This is a genomic window from Wolbachia pipientis, assembly GCF_001752665.1.
GTDB lineage: Bacteria > Pseudomonadota > Alphaproteobacteria > Rickettsiales > Anaplasmataceae > Wolbachia > Wolbachia pipientis_A.
The window spans coordinates 240,118-261,106 of record NZ_MJMG01000001.1 but is presented as its reverse complement, the minus strand read 5'-3'; the positions used below and the strand labels follow the sequence as shown (position 1 = coordinate 261,106).

Here is a 20,989-nt window from a genome sequence, read left to right as displayed (position 1 = left end):
GCTATATGTCCAACTTCCTTAAGTATGGAACAGTTGTTTATTGTTGCAACATATTTTTTTCTTTATTGCATAAAAATTATATGAAGAATAGCAGAAGAATTTGTACTACATTATACTATGAACAGTGGCCAAAGCTTTTTGCATATCTTGATTAGAAAGCGGTATAAGACCATATCTGAATAAATAACCGCTTTTATAGTCAATTGCATACATCACTTCATTAATAAATTCTTTTAGACTACGCACAACACCTACATGACTCTTCTTGATATAAAGATATAATGGTCTGGCTAATAAATATTTCATTGATGATATATTCTCATAAGTTGGCGCGATTCCAGCAATTGTACTACCTTGTATTTTATCCTGGTTCCTTATTAAAAAACTAAAACTTAATATACCTAGAGCATCCTTATCATTATTTAGCTTATGTATTATTATATTTTCGTTAGTCCCTACTTCTTTATATACTTCATCATTTCTGATATTACTACACGCTTTTTTCCTTTCTTCAATATCCTTATAAGTTTCTTTAAAAATTCTTGCATTCATACATGAATACTGATCAAGCATGATAAAATCTATTAAAGTATCGTATGTACCGGTGTTCTGGTATGGACCATAGATTTCAATTTTACTTTTTTTGAAAATTTTACTTATATCAGACCAATATTTCTTATTATTCTTGACTAATTTATTACCTTGCTGGGTATATGCAGATAAAGCATCAAAAAGATCTTTTTTTGTAAAATCATACTTGTCGCTTTGCTTTGAATTCGCAATTACTACACCATCGTAACCAATAACAACTTCTATTATTTCACCAACTTTATTTCTTTGACACAATTCAATTTCAGCTTTTCTTATAGGGCGAGATGAAGTGGTAATGTCTGGTGCATTTTCCTCTATTCCTGAACAAAACATTTTAAATCCAGCGCCACTTCCTATTGACTCTACAATTGGAGCTTTTAAAGAAGATGAACGATTAAACTCATCAGCTATAAATGAAATAAAATGATTGACTGTTGAAGACCCAATAATTCTCACATATTCTCTCGTACCAGCACTCAATAATGGCGTAGATATTATAACAAGCACTAAACTAAGAAGAAAATTTTTAAAATTAATCATTATTGTTATGACATAAACTGAACAGGTGCAATGAACTTCTTTATATATTCGTTGTTACTATTTTGTATCTCCTTAATAGTACCATGAAATATAATATTACCTTCATATAATACCGCTATTTTATTGGCTATTCTAAATGTACTATATATATCATGCGTAATAGTAACAATTGTAGAATGAAGATTTTTTGATAGCGACATGATTATCTCATTTACTATATTCGACATTATTGGATCTAATCCTGATGTTGGTTCATCTAGAATAATAATTTCAGGATTATGTGCGATTGCCCTTGCTAACGCTACTCTCTTTTTCATACCACCTGATAGTTCTATTGGAAACATATCAGATATATTTTCCTCTAAACCAACACTATTAAGCTTTTCTATAGCCAATTGTTTTGCCTTTTTTTTATCAATATTAAAACGTTTTTTATAATTAAAAGATATATTTTCCCATACTGTAATATAATCGAATAAAGCAGAATTCTGGAATAACACACCAAAGCTTTTACTTTTGCTATTTACATGTATAGACCCAGAATCTGGAAGTAGTAATCCAATTATAGTTTTTGCAAGAACAGATTTTCCACTACCTGAACCACCAAGTATAGCCAACGACTCTCCACGTGAAATATTAAGGTTTAGGTGATTTAATACTACTCTGTTATAAAAAGATAAACAGAGATCTGAAATAGATATTACAGGATTACACATAAACCAGAGTAATCACATAATTCGTAAGGATAATTAACACAGATGACAAGATAGCAGTTGATGTAGTGGCAAAACCCACTCCACGCGCTCCCTCCTGGCAATGATAACCGTAATAACAACTTACAATAGAGATTACAGAGCCAAATACAGTTGATTTTACTAACCCTGTAATAAAGTCATGCATATCAAAAAATTGCATCGTATATTTAATATATACACTTAAATTATGATCAAATTGTAAAACTGCAGTAATATATCCACCAAATATTCCTATTAAATCCACACATGTTGTTAATATAGGAAACACCATAAGTGATGCTAAAATTCTTGGTGCTATTAAATACTTAAAAGGATTTACATTTAGAGTTATCAAAGCATCTATCTGCTCAGTAATACGCATCGTACCAATCTCTGCTGCTATTGCTGATCCAGCCTTACCAACCATTATTAAGCTAATCAAAACTGGCCCTAATTCTCTCATGATAGTAATTACAACAATTTTTGGTATAATTTCTTCTTGATTAATTAACGTGCTGCTTAAACTACTCTGTAAAACTATTACAGCTCCTATAAAAATTCCAGTTAGACCAACAATAGGCAAGGAAAAGAAACCTATCTCTATCACTTGTCTTATTATACTGCTAAAATAATATGGTGGAATAAAACTATGATAGATTGATCGAATAAAAAATATAAATGCGTTTCCAAATGTTAATAAAAAGTTGATAAAATATCTACCAATTATTCTGATATCAAAAAAATTCACTTTATTATTTTCTTTAATCAGCTGGCAGTATACCTCATATATATTTAAAGTTCAATATATATGGCTTTTTTACAAAATGCTTTGCGTTTATCTATTCTTTTAATAAATTGTTCATCCTATCAAGGGTGCGCTGCAAAATTATACATGCAGAAACTTTATCATTGAGTTTTTTTGATTTTATAATCGATACTCCATAAAGTTTAAGAGCATTAGTAGCAAAAGATGTAGAGAATCTTTCATCTTGTAAATATATATTTACTTTACATTTATTTACTATTTTATTTGCAAAATGAATTACCTTGTCACACCATTGATTCTCATAACCATCTATTGCTAATGGCAATCCCACTACTATTGATTCAGCCTCATTTTCTTTTAATATTCTATAAAAATACCCAAGATCTTTACTAACATTACGTCTGTGGTATACACTGTGTGCAATTGCTATCAATTGTGTTATATCACTAAATGCTACACCTACTTGCTTTTCACCCATATCTAGACACATAATACGTTTGCTTTTAGGAATGAACCGAGAAAATTCACCTAACTCTCTATAAAGAGCAACCACTGTGTTATGCAGTTAACAACGAGAACTCATAAAAAAACTCATTAACAGTATCAACGCTCTCTAGATTTTTTACACTCATTGATTGATCGATTCTTTTGACTAGATTAGACAATACCTTATTAGGTCCTATTTCAATACATCTTCTAGCACCATGTCTTATCATATATAGGACCATTTCTCTCCATCTGACTTTACTTACAATTTGCTGAGCTAATAATTTCTTTATATTTTTTGCATTATCTTCTGCTTGAGCAGTAACATTTGATACTAAAGGAACTATAGGACGAACCATTTCAATATTATTTAGAAATTCTAACACATCCTGATCAGCTGGCTTCATAAGAGATGAGTGAAAAGGTCCACTTACCTGTAACTTAATAACCCTTTTAACGCTTGAATTTTTCAGTGCGTTGATTAATACTTCAAGTGCTTCAAATACACCACTAACAACGATTTGTTCACTACTATTATCATTTGCAATTTCACAAACTTTACTAACCCGAAGTGATTTTAATATATCTTCAACTTCCGCTAAGTTTGCTCCTAAAAGCGCAATCATACCACCATTGCAGCGTGCAGAAGCTTTACCCATAGCTTTGCTACGCACTTGTAATAACTTTACCGTTGATTCAAGTGTTAGAGATTTTGCCGCACATAATGCAGTATATTCACCAACAGAATGCCCACATATGTATTTCACTCCATAATCTATAAATAGAGATTTGCCAAAAACATGCTCTAACACACGTAAAACTGCAATTGATACAGCCATGATAGCTGGTTGTGCATTTTCTGTATCAGTTAATTCCTCAATAGGGCCATTAAAAATGACGTGGGATAATTTTCTATTTAATATATCATCAACTTCATCGAATACCTGCTTTGCAACAGAAAACTTACTGTATAAATCTTTTCCCATTCCAACATATTGAGAACCTTGACCAGGAAAAACAAAAATCATAAATCACTATAATTATATCATTAATTATGACACAATATTTAGTTCGTTGTCAATTCAGAAAACTTTGAATGACCTTGATTTAATGCTATATGTGCTGCAACTAATTTTGCAATTGGTACTCTGTATGCAGAACATGAAACATATTGTAAACCTAAGTTAATAAAAAATCCTATAGATTTTGGATCTGCTCCGTGTTCTCCACATATACCTATTTTTAGCTCTGGGCAACTCTTTCTACCTTTTGTTACAGCAATTTTCATCAATTCACCCACTCCTTCTACATCTAATACCACAAATGGATCATTTTCAAAAATCCCAGCCTGCTTATAAGTATCAAGAAAACTGACTGAATCATCACGTGAAAGCCCCATAGTTGTTTGAGTTAAATCATTTGTACCAAAGCTGAAAAATTCTGCATGTTTTGCTAATTTATCAGCAATAAGCGCAGCCCTTGGTAATTCTATCATGGTTCCAATTGAGTATTGCACATTATTAAAATTTCGTGCTTCTTCTCTTGCCATTTCACATATAAGTATAAGCTCTTTTTCACTGATGACGAAAGGTATCATGATTTCAGGTTTAACTACAATGTTTTTCTCGTTTCGTAAATCATACACAGTGCTCAATATTGCCCTAATCTGCATCCTATATATTTCAGGGTAAGAGATAGCTATTCTGCAACCTCTATGCCCTAACATTGGATTTTGCTCTGATAATTGCTCTACTTTACTGCGTATATCTTCAATAGACCTACCCAGTAAATTTGCCACTTTTTTGATGGATTGTTTATTATTCGGTAAAAATTCATGCAGAGGAGGATCAAGTAACCGTACCGTGATTTCTTTGTCCACCATCATAGAAAATATCTCCTTAAAATCTGATTTCTGCATTTTTTCAAGCTCTTCTAACGCGTTTACCCTTTCGTCTTGACTATCAGCTATTATTAGTTTTTGAATTAGATTAATTCTATCATGAGCAAAAAACATATGTTCAGTGCGGCATAAGCCTATGCCTTCTGCACCGAATTTTTTTGCAATTTCTACATCTTTTGGGGTATCTGCATTTGCCAGTACTTTTATTGTTTTTATCTCATCAACCCATTGCATTATAGTTTCAAATTCTTGAGATAATTCTGGTAAAATTGTAGGAAGAATCCCTAATATTACTTCACCAGTATTGCCATTAATAGTGATAGGGTCATCTTTATTGATTTTTACTTCACCTAGTACAAAGAAACCTTCATTCTTATCAATGTGCAAACCATTTACACTACAAATACATGGTTTGCCCATACCACGAGTAACAACAGCAGCATGTGAAGTCATGCCTCCCCTAGCCGTCATTATACCACTTGCAATATTCATACCATTAATATCCTCTGGGCTAGTCTCTGACCGTACTAAAATTACTTGTTTACCTTGCTTCACAGCCTTTTCAGCATTATACGTGTTAAAAACTACATATCCAGAAGCTATACCTGGAGAAGCAGGCAACCCCACCCCTATTACTTGTTTATCGCATTGAATATCAAATATTGGATGTAACAAACTGTTAAGAGTATTTGGATCAACTTTAAGTATTCCATTATTTTTTGTAATCATTTTTTCATTCACCATATCCACTACTATCCTGATATTAGCTTCAGGAGTGCGTTTACCTGATCTAGTTTGCAGAATCCATAATTTACCATCTTGTACAGTAAACTCTATATCCTGCATCTCCTTATAGTATTCTTCCAGTTTTTTACATATTATATATAGTTCTTCATATACCTCTGGCATTAATTTACCCATAGTGTTATTATTGATTGGTAAAGGAGTATAAAAGCCAGAAACTATATCTTCTCCTTGAGCATTGAGTAAAAATTCACCAAAGCATTTTTTCTCTCCTGTTGAAGGATTACGTGTAAAGATAACACCAGTAGCAGAATTATTATTTAAGTTACCAAAAACCATGGTCTGTATATTAACTGCAGTACCTAGATCTTCAGAAATATTATGTATACGTCTATAAGACACTGCTCTTTCATTTTTCCAAGATGAAAACACCGCAGTTATTGAGCTTAGTAATTGTTCATTTATATTTTGCGGAAAATGTTTGCCTGTATTTTCATATACTATGTTCTTGAAGTCATTAATGATCTGCTTTAAAGTGCTAACATCTAGATCTACCAAACTTTCTACGTTATTTTTACATCGTGCACTATCAAGAATATCTTGAAACAGGTAGTGATTAAGCTGCAGTACAACATTAGAATACATAGTGATAAAGCGGCAATAACTATCATAAGCAAAACGTTCATTACTTTTTTTTGCTAATCCAATTACGGTTTCATCATTTAAACCAACATTTAAAATTGTATCAAGCATACCTGGCATTGAATCAATGCTACCTGAACGTACAGAAACTAATAAGGGATGATTAGGGTCTCCAAATTTGCAGCCTGCATCCTCTTCTAAAATAGCCATAAAGTTCTTAATCTCACCACATAGATTATCAGGCAACTTATCGTTATTATAATACATTTTGCATACTTGAGTGCAAAGTGTAAAACCTGAAGGAACAGGAATACCGATATTGCACATTTCAGCTAAATTTGCGCCTTTACTGCCTAGCAAATTTTTCATTTCTGCATTGCCATCACACTTACTCTGGCTAAAGTAGTATATTAATTTCTTTCCCATATTCTTTCGGAGCTTTTATAGTTTTACCTGTTATATTAGATTTAAACAACTAAAGCAAACAAGATAAATTAACAATAATTTAAATATTTAAAAGTTAAAATAGTAATATATTTACATTTTTAATAGGAGGTAAAAATGAATAGTTTTTTAGGTTGGTTGGGAGTTGCTAAAAAATCTGATATTGACTCAGCCATATTGTCAGTAGTTACAAAGCTTCAAGCACAATCTGCAGAGCATGCTAGACAGTCTCAAGAACTACAAAAAAAGCTTGAAACATTAGGGAATGGATGGAATGCAGTAACTGAACAAGTTGCAGATCTTGCAGAGAAAGCAGGCGGAGCATCAGATTATGTACAACAAGCATTAGATGCACAGTCACAACTAAATACGGTACTTACTGTCGTTGCAGGGACAATAGTAGTTTGTGTTGTAGCTGCTTTAATTTACCAGCATATCAAAGCAAACAAACAAGAAAAATTTCATAATCAAGAAGAATCTTATCAAGAAAAATCTTACAATGAGGATAAACCTAGTTCTCAGATAAAATCGGAGCACACTACTCAAGGCATAAAGCAGCCAGAATTAAAAGAATATGGAATTGTTGATTAAATACATAACTAAGCAATAGCGCATTTGCCGCTATTGCTTACATTATTTACAGGTTGTAGGCTATAAGAAAATTCAGTAGAAAAAGGTGTTTCGTTATTTGTAAGTTGTATAGCACAAGAAGATCCAGTAGAAGAAGGTGTTTCATTTCTGTAATGTACTATTAACAGGGTGACACCTATAAGACCACCTATTACAGTAATTATACCAGCTGTTAACGATATTATAGTGTAAAAACTAAGTAAAGTTAGTAATACAATTGCACAACAGGTTATAGCTATTATATATTTGTTACTCATTATATTAAAGTCAGATCTATCAATCTGGAATTTCTGGTTACTTCCAGAACTCTTACTATTATCTAGATCAAGTTGTACATAACTTGTATTCGCACAGTTTTTTCTTTCATTATCTGTCATTCCTTTTGGTATATCTCTATTATTAATATACTTTCTCTCATTTCTCACGTACTCTCCATTCTTATCTTCATGTAAATCAATACCTGAATCTTGCATATCATCTCTTTCTTCACTGATGTTACTACTAACCCAATCAGTCTCAGGTTCTTCTGCTATATCAGATAAATTAGTAGTGATATAATCTAGATGAGAAACGTGTTCAATATAGTTAGGTTTAACAAAACTTTCTCCATTAGTCACTTCTCTACTCTGCATACGGTCACTGCAGATCTCATAACTAGCATTATGATCTACACTTTCTCTTACAATATGACTTTCAGGTATATAAGGTTTACTGGGAACTTCACTAATCTTTATTCCATATCCATTTTTTGCTATATCTAAGTCAGCAAGTAATGTACTAATACCATCGATTTCTTCACAACTTTGCTCTTCTGCTAATAATTTACGATGTCGATTAACAGCACGTTCAAGCAAGACAAAAAGTTCTAAACTATCTATATTAATTTGCCTTATTAAGCCAATCACTTCCTCAATCTTACATTTATCAATGGCTTCTTCTATATCTTTCTGACTATATATATAAACAGTCTTGTAAGGTATAACTCCTTCCTCCGTCACATAAGATAAAAGGCTCACATGATTAGATTCATCTGACAATAATAACCCATCATCCCACAATAATGTATCTTGTATTTCATCATCCATTATATTCTACTTTATATCTAACCAGTAAGTTTTTGCTATTTTCATTTTTAATGTCAAGTAATTAATTTACCTTTAGACCTTTTGCGAAATTAATGCTTAGAAGATTTTCTTGTGTCCAAAAGTACCACTGACTGTTAAGTTGATCTTGTAATAGTTTTTAAAACAAGAAAAATTTTATCAAAAAGACACATTTTTTACTCTTTTGCAATAATTTTCTGTTTCGCAAAAGATCTAATATTCTTGCCCTATTTTTGAGCTTTTTATAATTTATGCCCATTTCATATACACAAAATACTTGTTACACTTTCTTCTTTGCTTCCGCAATAGGTTTAGTTCCTTCCAAACCTTATTTTTAGAGTTCATATCCAGCTGATCAAATTAAATCTAAGGACAAATCGCTTTCGTCGATTTCGATATTTGTCAGTAAAAACGTTTTAACATCCCAATAATGTTTTCATTAAGTGCACGTCGACCAGATAAATTTCTATTTGCTTTCCTCTCTTCCTTTGTTAGCGGACGTTTTTTGTTTTTTTCTTTGGCAATTGGCTATAGCTATGGATTTTATGCAATCCCTGATATCCTGTATCTGCTACTCCTGTTCTGAAACCGTACATTCGATTCTTTAAACAAACGAAAATCATGTAATACTTCGCTTCCTTTACAACTTGGCTTTTTAACGTGTGTCTTTTCTTTCTTCCAGAGTAAAAACAGCGCTGTTTTTTTAGGCCATTGGATAGGTGTTTCCGTAACATCAACTAACACAACTTCATGCTCCATATCACTTTTAATAATGCTTTTCGTCCTGGTAAAACAAACTGCCTCCTCGTTCTTTCTTTTTATCTCGTAATTGCTGTAGCACTTTAACCATGTCTTCAAATGTTGATTTCTTTGTCCCTGTTAAACGACAAAACTCCTCTGTTGATAGTTGATTGACCGCTTCCCATTTCATTAAAATCCTCCCATCCCATGACTTATATAGAAACGATCTTGTTAATGGTTTGAAAAGAACTCTTGTTGTCAACCATTGAGCCCTCTACTTACTCTCTTCTTCTTTTAGGCCTTTTATTGCCTTGTTAAAGGCTTCCCTCTTTATCCCCACCAGACATATTGATTAACCATCTTTATTTCTTGATATTCTATGTGTCTCCTTATTTATGCTTAACATATATACATCTTCTTTTAAGATATACAAGGAGTTTATTCTTCTACATAATATAAAACAATTACGTTAAGTGAGAAGGATTATTATGAGTGTTAGCATAGCATTCTTTTACCACTATATCAGAAACATAATATCCCACACAACCTACACCTACCCCACATAGAACAGATAAAACAGCCCCAGGAGTAGTAAAAATATATAATGCCATAGTAGTAATAACTGCACTTGCTATTACTATAGACAATATTAGATTTCCTCTGTGCTCTGCTATCCATAAAGCACCCTTAACTCTGCAACTTTGCTCTGCTATCCATAAAGCACACTCGACTCTGCAACCTTCTGCTACATCTCTCGGAGTCTTCATGTTTTCAGTTGTTGCATTAGCATTTGCCCCTTTATTTATTAGATACCTTACTACTTCTAGTTTACCATAATGAGCAGCCAAATGCAAAGGAGTTATTCCACCTTGCATTTTCACATTAAAATCTACCCCTCCTTCTTCTATTAGACACTTTACCATTTCCAGATCACCTAGCATAGTAGCTACATGCAAAAGAGTACACGCAAATTTACCTATTCCTTCACTCGGATCCATCCCTTCTTCTTCTATTCGCAACCTCATTACTTTTAAAGTATCAGATAAATCAGCCCAATGCAAAGTAGTCAGTCCATTATCATTTCTTTTCTTATATACCAACCCTTTTCTTTTTACCCCTTTTTCGTCTATTGAATATCTTACCCCTGCTAGATCACCATGAAAAATAGCTTGTACAAAATCATCAAAATGATTACTTAACATTTTTACCTAATAAACAATATAATACTATATTATATACAACAAAATCTAAGATCAAGGGAATTTTTCTAAAAATTCTTCTGTTTCGCAAAAGGTTTACTGTTTTTGCATTGAGATCATAGCGCTCAGCAAGTTTTGCTATGCTCTCTTGACTATTTTGTATAGCTCTACGCACTGTCCCTCTGTTGTTTTGGCGCACCAATGTAATATCTGCCCCCATAATAACTCCTTAAATGATGCATCTACCACTCTTTGGAACTGTACACCTAGTTAAATATCAACATTATCCACATTCAATGCATTATTGTTAATAAAGTCACGACGTGGCTCAACTATGTCTCCCATTAGTATGGAGAACATAGAATCAGCTAGTTCACAATCTTTTATTTCAACTCTAAGCAAAGTTCTCATTTCAGGGTTTAATGTAGTTTCCCACAATTGATCGGCATTCATTTCTCCAAGTCCTTTAAACCTCTGTAAAGTTACGCCTTTTTTCCCATATTCAATAATTGTTTTTGCTAATGCACTAGGAGAGGTAATTCTGATTCTATTATCCTGGGCTTGTAAAAATGAATTACCATTAAAGAGGTCGATTATACCTTCAAGTAAACTCAATGCATTCTCTATATCTCGATTCTTAAGTAAATTGAAGGAAAATATATATTTATCTGCCAAACCTTGAAATAGCCTAGAAATATGTATCTCGTTGTCTATTATCGCAGCTTCCCATATATAATCACTGTATAATAATTTTAAGTGATCTCTAATCTCATTAGCAGAGGATAAAGCATTCTTTTTATATAATATCAATAATGCTTCCAAAATATCTTGTGGTATTTCTCTGTTATAATTTTTACTGATACTTGAAATATTTAAACATTCATCTAAAACTAAGCGTAAATCTCGACCTAATGTTAATTTTTTTACTGCTAAATCTCTTATATAATCATGAAAACTTTTATCATCTTTAATATAAGTATCTTTAGCATTCCTAGTAACTTTATAAAGAGGTGGCTGAGCTATATACAGATACCCTTTTTCAATTACTTCACGCATATAACGAAAGAAAAAAGTTAAAAGTAAAGTTCTGATATGTGAACCATCAACATCAGCATCTGTCATAATAATTATTTTATGATATCTAACCTTTTCAATATCGAAATGTTCATTACCTATTCCTGTACCAATTGCTGTAATTAGGGAACCAATTTCTGCTGATGAAAAAATACGATCTAATCCTACACGTTCTACATTCAAGATTTTTCCCTTTAAACTAAGCACAGCTTGTGTCCTACGGTTACGTCCTTGTTTTGCAGATCCACCAGCAGAATTACCTTCCACTATAAACAGCTCAGATAATGCAGGTGCTTTTTCTTGGCAATCAGCTAGCTTCCCTGGTAAAGTTGCAATTTCAATATTATTCTTACTTTTCACTAATTCACGTGCTTTGCGTGCTGCCTCTCTCCCCTTTGCGGACCTAATCACTCGCTCCACTATACTAGATGCTAGTTTCGGGTTAGTCTCAAGTATTGTAGCAAATTTCTCAGCTACAATAGTTTCCACCGCTGTACGTGCTTCTGAACTTACTAATTTATCTTTTGTTTGTGAAGAAAATTTAGGATCAGGCATCTTAAGTGATAACACACAAGTTAATCCCTCTCTAATATCCTCTCCTGTCAGGTTTAATTTAGCTTTTTTTAGAAAGCCTTCACTAGTTGCATAATTATTGATACACCTTGTTAAAGCAGACCTAAACCCTGCTAAATGTGTACCACCATCACGTTGCCTTATATTGTTTGTAAAACACAACATATTCTCATAATAAGAATCATTCCACTCCATAGATAGTTCAAGATTAATGCCTAGATCTTCTATATTGCCTTTTATATTAGCAACTTTAGTAACAGGAGTTTTATTTTTATCCAAATACCGTACAAAATTTGCAGTACCACATTCTTCACTATTTTTATCACTAGCCTTGTCTTTATCAGAGTGATTAAAATGAAACTCCGTAGATGATTCATCATATAAAGTAATATGGATATTTGAATTCAAAAATGCTAATTCTCTTATACGACTTTCAAGTGTTGAAAAACTAAAGTTTATGCTGCTAAATATCTTTTTAGATGGCATAAATGTAACTTTTGTACCTCTTTTGTTAACGTTCTCATTTACTACTTTTAGTGGTTCAACAGAACACNNANNCTCAAAACGTATAAAATATTCTTTCTTGTTACGCCATATAATTAATTCCAACCAACTTGATAGTGCATTCACAACTGAGACACCCACACCGTGTAAACCACCTGACACTTTATAGGTATTATTATCAAATTTACCACCAGCATGCAGCTGAGTCATAATTACTTCTGCTGCTGAAACACCTTCCTCTTCATGAATATCAGTGGGAATACCACGACCATTATCAATAACAGATACCGAGCCGTCCTTATTAATAAGGACTTCGATCTTGTCACAATACCCAGCTAAAGATTCATCTATCGCATTATCGATAACCTCGTATACCATATGATGCAAACCAGACCCATCATCGGTATCACCAATATACATGCCTGGACGTTTCCTTACGGCATCAAGCCCTCTCAGAATCTTTATCGAGTCAGCATCATAATTATTTGTCATTAAATAAATTGTTTTTGTATTTATATGACTTTACATTAAAATGCGTTGGCTAGCAAGGTTTTAAGTTATAAGCAGCGAATTTTAATAAGTATAATGCCTTGTTGCGCTTCTTAAAAGAAAGCACTAGTAGACCATAGAAATAATAGACTTTTTGTGAAATTAATGCTCAGAAGATTTCTGAAGCTCAAAAAACTGTTAAGTTGGATAGCTTTTAAAACAAGAAAAATTTTATCAAAAAGACACATTTTTACGCTTTTGCAATAATTTTCTGTTTTACAAAAGGTCTGTGGTAAGTAGACTTACACATGCAGTTTGTAAAGATTGCTGAAATTTTTTATAGATTAGGCATTTGAAAGGACAAGCAGTACATAATTGTCTTGTTAGCATAATGCTATTTTATGAGTATGTGTTGAGTTCTTTATGTCAAAAATAGTAAAGTTTATTTTACCTTTAATGCTTTTTATTGTCATAGGGTTTTCTCATTATACAGATAACCCTATAGTAAGTTTTGAGCCATTCTTTAAGAAAAACGACAGCTCTGGTATTATACCGCCATTTCCTACATTAACAGATTTTGATAACGAAATACTTAGAATTTGTGGGAATTGGGGATCACAACCAGATGAAAAAGACTTCAGAATCTTATTAGATGACCCACAATATCAAACTATAGTACAGAGGATATATAATGCACTTGATCATCAAGTTATTACACCAAATGCAGATTTAGAGTTGTTCAAAGATGAATTAATACATATTTGGTTTACAAACAGTGGAATCGAAAAGGAAACTGTAGGATTTACACATATTTTTTGTGGTCAACCAGATAAACATGGATTAGGTGGTATGCATTTTGTTGGTAGATATGTTGAAGCCCAGAAAAACAAGTGGGCAGGAGCAATATGGGATAACAGATTCATATGTAGCAAAACAGACATTAAACCGCCTGTTTACACACTTGGTATACAGTATTTAGATCCAGCAGATGGAGAAATAAAAGTCAAATGTCCTGGTGGATATGCTTATAATCTTCATGCTGACGATATTTTAATATTTGCTTCTACGGCATTCAAGGAATTAGGTAAAGACGGAATGTGTCTATATAAAATAGAAAATGATAATTATGAATCATTATTTATCAGGCATAACGGTGCTATACTAACATTTTATCCAGATTTAACACCTCATGGTAGCTGCACTTGTACACATTAAGCTGTTCCATTTACCAGGTCAAAGGGTAGCATAAAAAAATCAAAAGTGGCTAGAAAATTACCTAAAACTTATATTCTGAACCTTGCCAAAGATTGATTATATTTTGATGATGTTTACAAAACACCAATACTGCTATAATAAATAGAGTTAAAAAAAGGCCATCGGATAAAAAGAAGGAAGCAATTGTAGCTGCTGCCATAGCACTCAGGGAAGCAAGTGACGAATATCTAAAAATCAAGAATACAACCACCCAAGTAAATAAAAATACTAAAACTATCTGTATATCAAGCGCTAATAGAACTCCTAAAGTTGTTGCAACACCCTTTCCTCCGCCTTTAAACTTTAACCATAAAGGAAACATATGTCCTAAAACTGCTAAAATCGCTGCAGCGCAATAAAATTTCTGTGAAATATAAACCGCAATAAATCCCTTCATAGCGTCCAGTAATAAAGCACAAACAGCAAGTTTTTTATTGCCAGTTCTAAGAACATTTGTTGCACCAATATTTCCAGAACCTATTTTCCTTAACTCTATTCCCTGTATTCTTGTAATAATTAAACTAAATGGTATTGACCCCAATATATATGATAATATTAACTCCATTTTAATTAATCTTATTGTTTTTTAGCCTATTTAAATAGCATTCTACTTCATTGCCAATTTGACCACTAAACAAGATAAGAGCTACAATATTAATAAAAGCCAGGCAAGAAAATAAAGTGCCTCCTATATTAGCAATGGCTATAATGTCTGTAGACAACCCAGAAATAAATGCTACAACAATAACTGCTACACGGTAGATTATAATACTCTTTGCACCAAACAAATACAGCCATCCCATTTCGCAACAATACACAAATGAGATTATCGAAGAAAATGCAAATAATGGTGCTGCAATAATCAAGAGTATTGGAAACCATGACGAGACAGATTCAAATGCTTTATACGTCATTAATATTCCTTCACCTATACCCGCTTGATATGCACCTGTAATTACTATAGTTATTCCCGTCAAACAACAAACTAACATCGTGTCAAAGCATGGTTCTATCATTGCAACAAGCCCTGTCCTTACTGGTTCTTTATCTTTTGCTACTGCATGTGTAATTGATGCAGAACCTACTCCTGCTTCACTGGCAAAAATTGCTCTTTGGATTCCAGCAATAAATGCACCTGTTGCTCCTCCGTTAATAGCGTTAAAGTCCACCATACTTGTAAATAATATTTTCAATGTATAACCAAGATTGTGCACATTAAATGCGATAATTACAAGACAACTGCATACATATATAATCGACATGATAGGCACTAATGCTGAAGAAACTTTTGCGATCCTCTTGATTCCACCAATAATGATCATACCGAGTAGTATAGAAATTATAGAGGAGAGGCACCACGGATGCGCATCTATCCAACATGAATAACCAGATAATATAGAAACCATTTGATTTGTTTGAAATGCAACACTTCCTCCTAAACCTGAAAGCACAAAAAAAATCGCATATGTAGAAGCTAAAAACATCCCAAGTTTTTTTAGACCAATTTCTTCTAATCCATTTCTAATATAACAAAAAGGACCACTGAACAACTTGTCTTTACCTTCTGTCCTATGTCTAAATGCTAGTGTTACTTCAGCAAATTTTGCCGACATACCAAAAAAACCTGTAATGACCATCCACGGTATTGCACCAGGTCCTCCCATAGACACCGCAATTGCAACACCTGCAACAGTGCCTAAACCCACAGTGCTGGAAAGGGCAGTTGCAAAGGCTTGAAAATGAGTGATGTGACCATCGTGATGATCTGTATCATACTTTCCGCATAAAATAGCAAACGCATGCTTAAACATCCTTATGTTAAGAAACCTAAACCGTATAGTTAAAAATATATATCCAAATGCTAATAACAGAAGCAGAAATGGTACCTGAAAAACCTTAAAGAACAAAAACCTATTTATAAAGTCATTTATCTCGATAAATACAGTGTCGTAACCATCTAAACCATATGCACAACTAACAAATAGGCAAAAAAACGCTATATAAAACAATCTATAAATCACACAATACCTTTTAAAATCAATTAGTTTTTAGCATAGACATAGTACAGAAAATACCTTGTTCTTATTAAGAATGCAAACGTTATAATAATCCAATAGCTACTGACAATATTTATAATTAATTTGTGCTAAATAAAAGGATAAAATGCAGTCGTCGTTTTTTAAAAAAGTTATAATCTTATCTACATTTATTCTTCCATATCTTTGTGTATCTGAAGTAGCAAATGAAGCGCATCTATCAATAATTTCGCAAAAGACCTAATATTTATACTTGTACTTTGTATATACTGAAGTAAGATTAAAGTTTATATATCCTCTAATATTTCCCATGCTAGATGACATGCACGAAGAGTGCGGAGTATTTGCTATAAGTTGTAACAATGATGCAGCATTTAACTCAATATTAGGTTTACATGCATTGCAGCATAGAGGGCAAGAATCATTCGGAATAGTTACTAGTAGTAGCAGCAGCTTATTTTGCTATCACTTTCCAGGTCAGGTAAGCAGTGCATTAGATGATATAGAAGAGATAAAACGGTCTTTACCAGGTAATTATGCAGTAGGTCACGTTCGATATTCTACAAGTGGCAATAAAATAGGGGCACAACCACTAGTAGGCAAGAGCAAATTCGGTGATTTTGCTATAGCACATAATGGTAACCTGATAAACACTATAGAACTGCGTAAGCAGTTAGACACAGAAGGATGTACCTTTCAAACAGAAATAGATACAGAAGTGGTACTACATTTGACATCGATTAGTACGAAAAATAATTTCTTAGAAAGCTTTATAGATGGGTTAAAACAAATACAAGGTGCTTATTCCTTTGTAGCAATTCATCGAGATACAATCATTGGAGTACGTGATCCGGCTGGAATTAGACCTCTTGTTTTAGGAGAAATAAATGGCTCTTATTTATTTGCTTCCGAAACTTGTGCGCTTGATATAGTTAATGCAAGCTTTATTAGAGAAGTACAACCTGGTGAATTAGTAATGGTTGACCAAAATGGTAAATTAACCTCTATGTTCCCATTTATACAACAGAAATCAAGATTTTGTGTTTTTGAACATATCTATTTCTCAAGACCAGACAGTATAATGGAGAATAAATCTACATATGAAATTAGAAAAACAATAGGCAGAATGCTCGCAGAAGAAAGCCCTCCAAATAATAATATAGATATAGTGGTACCCATACCTGATTCTGGGATACCATCAGCTATTGGATACTCAGAATATTCAGGTCTTCCTATGGAACTTGGAATAATTCGTAATCATTATATAGGTAGAACATTTATACAACCAACTGCTGAAGTACGTAAAGTAAGAGTCAAGTTAAAGTTTAATGCTAATAAGAATATACTGAAGGGAAAAAATATTATTTTAATAGATGACAGTATAGTGCGAGGCAGTACATTAAAAAGTATAATCACCATGCTTAAAGATGCAGATGTAAAAGAAATTCACTTAAAAATTTCTAGCCCACCAATAAAACACCCATGTTTTTATGGTATAGACACTCCAGAATGTAAGGATTTAATTGCTGCAAATCTTTCTACAGAAGAAATGCAAAAAAGCATAGGAGTAAACAGTCTAGCATTTTTAAGCATTGATGGACTATATTATGCTATTAAAGGAGAAGTACGTAATAATGCTACACCTCAATACTGTGATGCTTGTTTCACTGGTCACTATCTTACTTTCCCAAGCTTAGATTAAACTCTATTAAACCTTTAAAACAAACAAAAAAAGCTTTTCATTAGACAACATAAGTGCTAAATTGTTAGAATTAATCTTTTTATAACGCTATGTGCTTTAATTTGCCCAATATCAATAGAGGAGGTTATCCTTTTATAATAATTTTTTTTATAGCATCATGCATAGCATTTTCCATATCTTGGGGACTTGGGATGACATGTTTGTTGCCAACATTGCTATGTATTTACTTTTTTCGTGATCCAGCAAGGATCATACCAGAAAATACTGATTTTATACTTAGCCCTGCAGATGGTGTAATTACAAAGATTGACGAGGTCAGTCACCCAGATGCCAAAGAAGAAAAAAAACTCAAATGTATTAGTATATTTCTCAGCGTGCTAAATGTGCATGTAACCCGTATACCGATATCTGGCACGGTAAAAGAAATGCATTATAAAAAAGGTAAGTTTGTATATGCAATGAATAATAGCTCATGTAATGAAAATGAAAAACAAGTCATTATAATTGAGTATCAAGAAGGAAAAGAGATTATAGTAGAGCAAGTAGCTGGATTTATTGCACGACGTATTGTCTGTAATCTGCAGATATCACAAAATGTGAAAGCAGGAGAAAGATTTGGAATAATTAGATTTGGTAGCAGGGTCAATGTATTTATTCCTACTGATCTAGCAATTCGGGTAAATATAGGACAAACTGTTATTGCCGGTGAAACTGTAATTGCAGGCCTAAATCAAGAAGGAGAAAAGCTTGCCTACAATGTAATATGAATGATCATGACAACAGTGGTATGAATGATCATGACAACAGTGGTAAGCTGTTACCTATTACTAAGTTATTTCCAAACTTTATAACTTTATTAGGATTATGTTCAGGCCTCACTTCATTAAGATTTACGTTCAGTGAACAATGGGAACTTGCAGTAATTTTTATTATTATTGCTGCTATTATAGATGGTATGGATGGTAGAATTGCTAGAATCTTAAAATCTACTAGTGATTTCGGTGCACAACTTGATTCTTTTGCAGATTTCCTTAATTTTGGTGCAGCACCTGCATTTCTCTTATATTTCTGGAAATTAAGGGAGATTAAAGTTATGGGATGGATGCTAGTGATGATACATGTTATATGTATATCAATAAGGCTTGCTAGATTTAATATTTCATTAAATTCAGAACAATCTCGCTTAGATAAGTTCTTTTTTTCAGGTATACCAGCTCCTGTATGTGCCATACTTTCTTTATTACCAATCATGGTTGGCTTTCAATCCCATGATTTATTATTTATAGAATCATTTTTTAATACACGCAATACAGCTTATTATTTTTTAACTATCTCTTTATTATCAATCAGTCACATACCTACTTTCTCTGCCAAATATATTTATGTTCCTAAAAATTTATCCTATATTTTTGTATCATTTTTTGGAATATTTATAATATTCTTTATAAGTAAGCCGTGGATTACATTACCAGCCTTAAGCATAGTATACATATGCACAATTCCAATAAGTGCTGGACTTTATATATATTTTTCGTATAAGCAAAACTCTTTAAAACAAGAAATTTAAATCTTTCAACACAATAATATCTTCTCTATTAGGACTAGTTGAAATCAAAGATATTGGTACACCTACCAACTCCTCTATCCTTTCAACATATTTTACTAAATTAATATGTAATTTATGAGAAAACCTTTGGCCATAAGTATTTTGCTGCCAACCAGGTAACTCCTCATACACTGGCTCAAGCTTTTCTTGCACCTCATATAATGCAGGTAGATAATCAAACTCATCGTTGCCACATTTATACTTAATACATATTTTAACTGTATTAAACGAGTCAAGAATATCTAATTTAGTTAAAACTATACTAGATACACCAGAAAGTTTAACTGCCTGACGTATTAATACAGCATCAAACCATCCACACCGTCTTTTTCTATTGCTTACTGTACCAAGCTCTTTACCTCTAGTAAATAAGCTATTACCCACGTCATTTTTCTGTTCAGTAGGAAATGGACCATTACCTACTCTGGTCGTATAAGCTTTTGCAATTCCTACAACATGATTATTAGAGAATAACCCTGAACCCAATATTGCTTGTGCTGCAATAGTGTTACTTGAAGTAACAAACGGGTATGTACCATGATCAATATCCAAAAATGTACCTTGTGCACCTTCAAAGATTATTTCTCTACCTTCAGCTTTAAAATTACTTAAAATATTCCATATACATTTCTTATACGGAAGAATTTTTGACGCAATACCTAGTATTTCCCTCATTATATCTTCTTTATTAATTAAGTCGCTACCAAAACCTTGTCTTATTATATTGTGATAATTAAGTAAAACTTCTATCCTCTGATCCAATAAATCTTGGCTTTCCAGATCACATAAACGTATTGCCCTTCTTCCTACCTTATCCTCATAACAAGGGCCTATTCCCTTATTTGTCGTACCAATTTTATCTGAATCTTCAAATAACGCCTCCTTTGCTTTATGCACACTTAATATTAAAGGACAGCTTTCAGAAACCATCAAATTATCTGGATTAATTTCTATACCTTTGGATTGCAGTAACTCAATCTCTTTAATTAGAGCATATGGATCAAGAGCAACACCATTTCCTATTAACGACACTTTACCAGGCCTAAGTACTGCTGAAGGCAATAAGTTTAGCTTATAAATTTGGTCATCTACTACTATAGTGTGTCCCGCATTATTGCCGCCTTGAAACCTAACAACTGCATCTGCTCTGCTAGCAAGATAATCTACTATTTTACCTTTACCTTCATCGCCCCATTGCAAACCTACAATTACTATATTTCTCATTAAAAAC

18 protein-coding genes and 1 pseudogene are annotated in these 20,989 nt (G+C 32.8%); 5 read left to right on the top strand and 14 right to left on the bottom strand.

Going from position 1 to position 20,989, the window contains the following annotated elements:
- Window positions 1-105: 105 nt before the first annotated feature.
- The 6 genes from BIY23_RS01300 to ppdK form a co-directional block, all read right to left on the bottom strand.
- Window positions 106-1,131: a substrate-binding domain-containing protein gene (locus tag BIY23_RS01300; RefSeq protein WP_070064753.1), complete on the bottom strand. Its 1,026-nt coding sequence runs from the start codon at window positions 1,129-1,131 to the stop codon at window positions 106-108.
- A gap of 5 nt (window positions 1,132-1,136) precedes the next feature.
- On the bottom strand, window positions 1,137-1,847 hold the full coding sequence (locus tag BIY23_RS01295) for an ABC transporter ATP-binding protein (RefSeq protein ID WP_070064752.1): 711 nt from the start codon (window positions 1,845-1,847) through the stop codon (window positions 1,137-1,139).
- The gene (locus BIY23_RS01290; RefSeq protein ID WP_070064751.1) at window positions 1,840-2,613 is read right to left on the bottom strand and encodes an MlaE family ABC transporter permease; all 774 of its coding nucleotides are present in this window, start codon (window positions 2,611-2,613) and stop codon (window positions 1,840-1,842) included. The genes BIY23_RS01295 and BIY23_RS01290 overlap by 8 nt, the downstream gene beginning before the upstream one ends.
- 91 nt (window positions 2,614-2,704) lie before the next feature.
- Window positions 2,705-3,121: a Holliday junction resolvase RuvX gene (ruvX, locus tag BIY23_RS01285; protein ID WP_070064852.1), complete on the bottom strand. Its 417-nt coding sequence runs from the start codon at window positions 3,119-3,121 to the stop codon at window positions 2,705-2,707.
- Window positions 3,122-3,188: 67 nt separating this feature from the next.
- Window positions 3,189-4,145, bottom strand: coding sequence for an ACP S-malonyltransferase (gene fabD / locus BIY23_RS01280; protein ID WP_070064750.1), 957 nt, complete (start codon window positions 4,143-4,145; stop codon window positions 3,189-3,191).
- Window positions 4,146-4,183: 38 nt separating this feature from the next.
- A complete protein-coding gene (gene ppdK, locus BIY23_RS01275; protein ID WP_070064749.1) occupies window positions 4,184-6,829 on the bottom strand; it encodes a pyruvate, phosphate dikinase in 2,646 nt (881 codons plus the stop codon).
- Between the two features lie 135 nt (window positions 6,830-6,964).
- Between ppdK and BIY23_RS01270 the strand changes: the two genes are divergently transcribed.
- A complete protein-coding gene (locus tag BIY23_RS01270; protein WP_070064748.1) occupies window positions 6,965-7,438 on the top strand; it encodes a hypothetical protein in 474 nt (157 codons plus the stop codon).
- 8 nt (window positions 7,439-7,446) lie between these two features.
- Here the strand turns inward: BIY23_RS01270 and BIY23_RS01265 are convergent, their stop codons facing one another.
- The 5 genes and pseudogenes from BIY23_RS01265 to gyrB form a co-directional block, all read right to left on the bottom strand.
- Entirely contained in the window at window positions 7,447-8,562 is a 1,116-nt protein-coding gene (locus tag BIY23_RS01265; RefSeq protein WP_070064747.1) for a hypothetical protein, read from the bottom strand.
- A gap of 359 nt (window positions 8,563-8,921) precedes the next feature.
- Window positions 8,922-9,511: pseudogene (locus BIY23_RS04835) on the bottom strand (transposase family protein).
- Between the two features lie 274 nt (window positions 9,512-9,785).
- Window positions 9,786-10,523, bottom strand: a complete 738-nt coding sequence (locus BIY23_RS01250) for an ankyrin repeat domain-containing protein (RefSeq protein ID WP_070064744.1) — start codon at window positions 10,521-10,523, stop codon at window positions 9,786-9,788.
- A complete protein-coding gene (locus BIY23_RS05185) occupies window positions 10,513-10,740 on the bottom strand; it encodes a hypothetical protein (RefSeq protein ID WP_070064743.1) in 228 nt (75 codons plus the stop codon). Before BIY23_RS05185 ends, BIY23_RS01250 begins: the two co-directional genes overlap by 11 nt.
- Window positions 10,741-10,790: 50 nt before the next feature.
- Window positions 10,791-13,163, bottom strand: coding sequence for a DNA topoisomerase (ATP-hydrolyzing) subunit B (gyrB, locus tag BIY23_RS01240; protein WP_070064742.1), 2,373 nt, complete (start codon window positions 13,161-13,163; stop codon window positions 10,791-10,793).
- A gap of 420 nt (window positions 13,164-13,583) precedes the next feature.
- Here gyrB and BIY23_RS01235 point away from each other — a divergent pair, with 420 nt between their 5' ends.
- Window positions 13,584-14,375, top strand: coding sequence for an EndoU domain-containing protein (locus BIY23_RS01235; RefSeq protein WP_070064741.1), 792 nt, complete (start codon window positions 13,584-13,586; stop codon window positions 14,373-14,375).
- 61 nt (window positions 14,376-14,436) lie between these two features.
- Here BIY23_RS01235 and plsY read toward each other — a convergent pair whose 3' ends face one another.
- Together plsY and BIY23_RS01225 are read right to left on the bottom strand one after the other, a co-directional pair.
- Window positions 14,437-14,979: a glycerol-3-phosphate 1-O-acyltransferase PlsY gene (gene plsY, locus BIY23_RS01230; protein WP_070064740.1), complete on the bottom strand. Its 543-nt coding sequence runs from the start codon at window positions 14,977-14,979 to the stop codon at window positions 14,437-14,439.
- A gap of 1 nt (window position 14,980) precedes the next feature.
- Window positions 14,981-16,435, bottom strand: coding sequence for an alanine/glycine:cation symporter family protein (locus BIY23_RS01225; RefSeq protein WP_070064739.1), 1,455 nt, complete (start codon window positions 16,433-16,435; stop codon window positions 14,981-14,983).
- Window positions 16,436-16,760: 325 nt separating this feature from the next.
- Here BIY23_RS01225 and purF point away from each other — a divergent pair, with 325 nt between their 5' ends.
- From purF to BIY23_RS01210, 3 genes are all read left to right on the top strand, one after another.
- The gene (purF, locus tag BIY23_RS01220) at window positions 16,761-18,152 is read left to right on the top strand and encodes an amidophosphoribosyltransferase (protein WP_070064738.1); all 1,392 of its coding nucleotides are present in this window, start codon (window positions 16,761-16,763) and stop codon (window positions 18,150-18,152) included.
- 89 nt (window positions 18,153-18,241) lie between these two features.
- Window positions 18,242-18,919, top strand: coding sequence for a phosphatidylserine decarboxylase (locus BIY23_RS01215; protein WP_070064737.1), 678 nt, complete (start codon window positions 18,242-18,244; stop codon window positions 18,917-18,919).
- Window positions 18,916-19,719 (top strand): CDP-alcohol phosphatidyltransferase family protein, encoded by an 804-nt coding sequence (locus tag BIY23_RS01210; RefSeq protein ID WP_390903694.1) that lies wholly within the window; start codon window positions 18,916-18,918, stop codon window positions 19,717-19,719. Before BIY23_RS01215 ends, BIY23_RS01210 begins: the two co-directional genes overlap by 4 nt.
- On the opposite strand, the gene BIY23_RS01205 is transcribed toward BIY23_RS01210, so the two are convergent.
- Window positions 19,702-20,982 carry an adenylosuccinate synthase gene (locus BIY23_RS01205; protein ID WP_070064736.1) on the bottom strand — a complete coding sequence of 427 codons (1,281 nt, stop codon included), beginning with the start codon at window positions 20,980-20,982 and terminating at the stop codon, window positions 19,702-19,704. The genes BIY23_RS01210 and BIY23_RS01205 overlap by 18 nt on opposite strands.
- Window positions 20,983-20,989 lie beyond the last annotated feature (7 nt).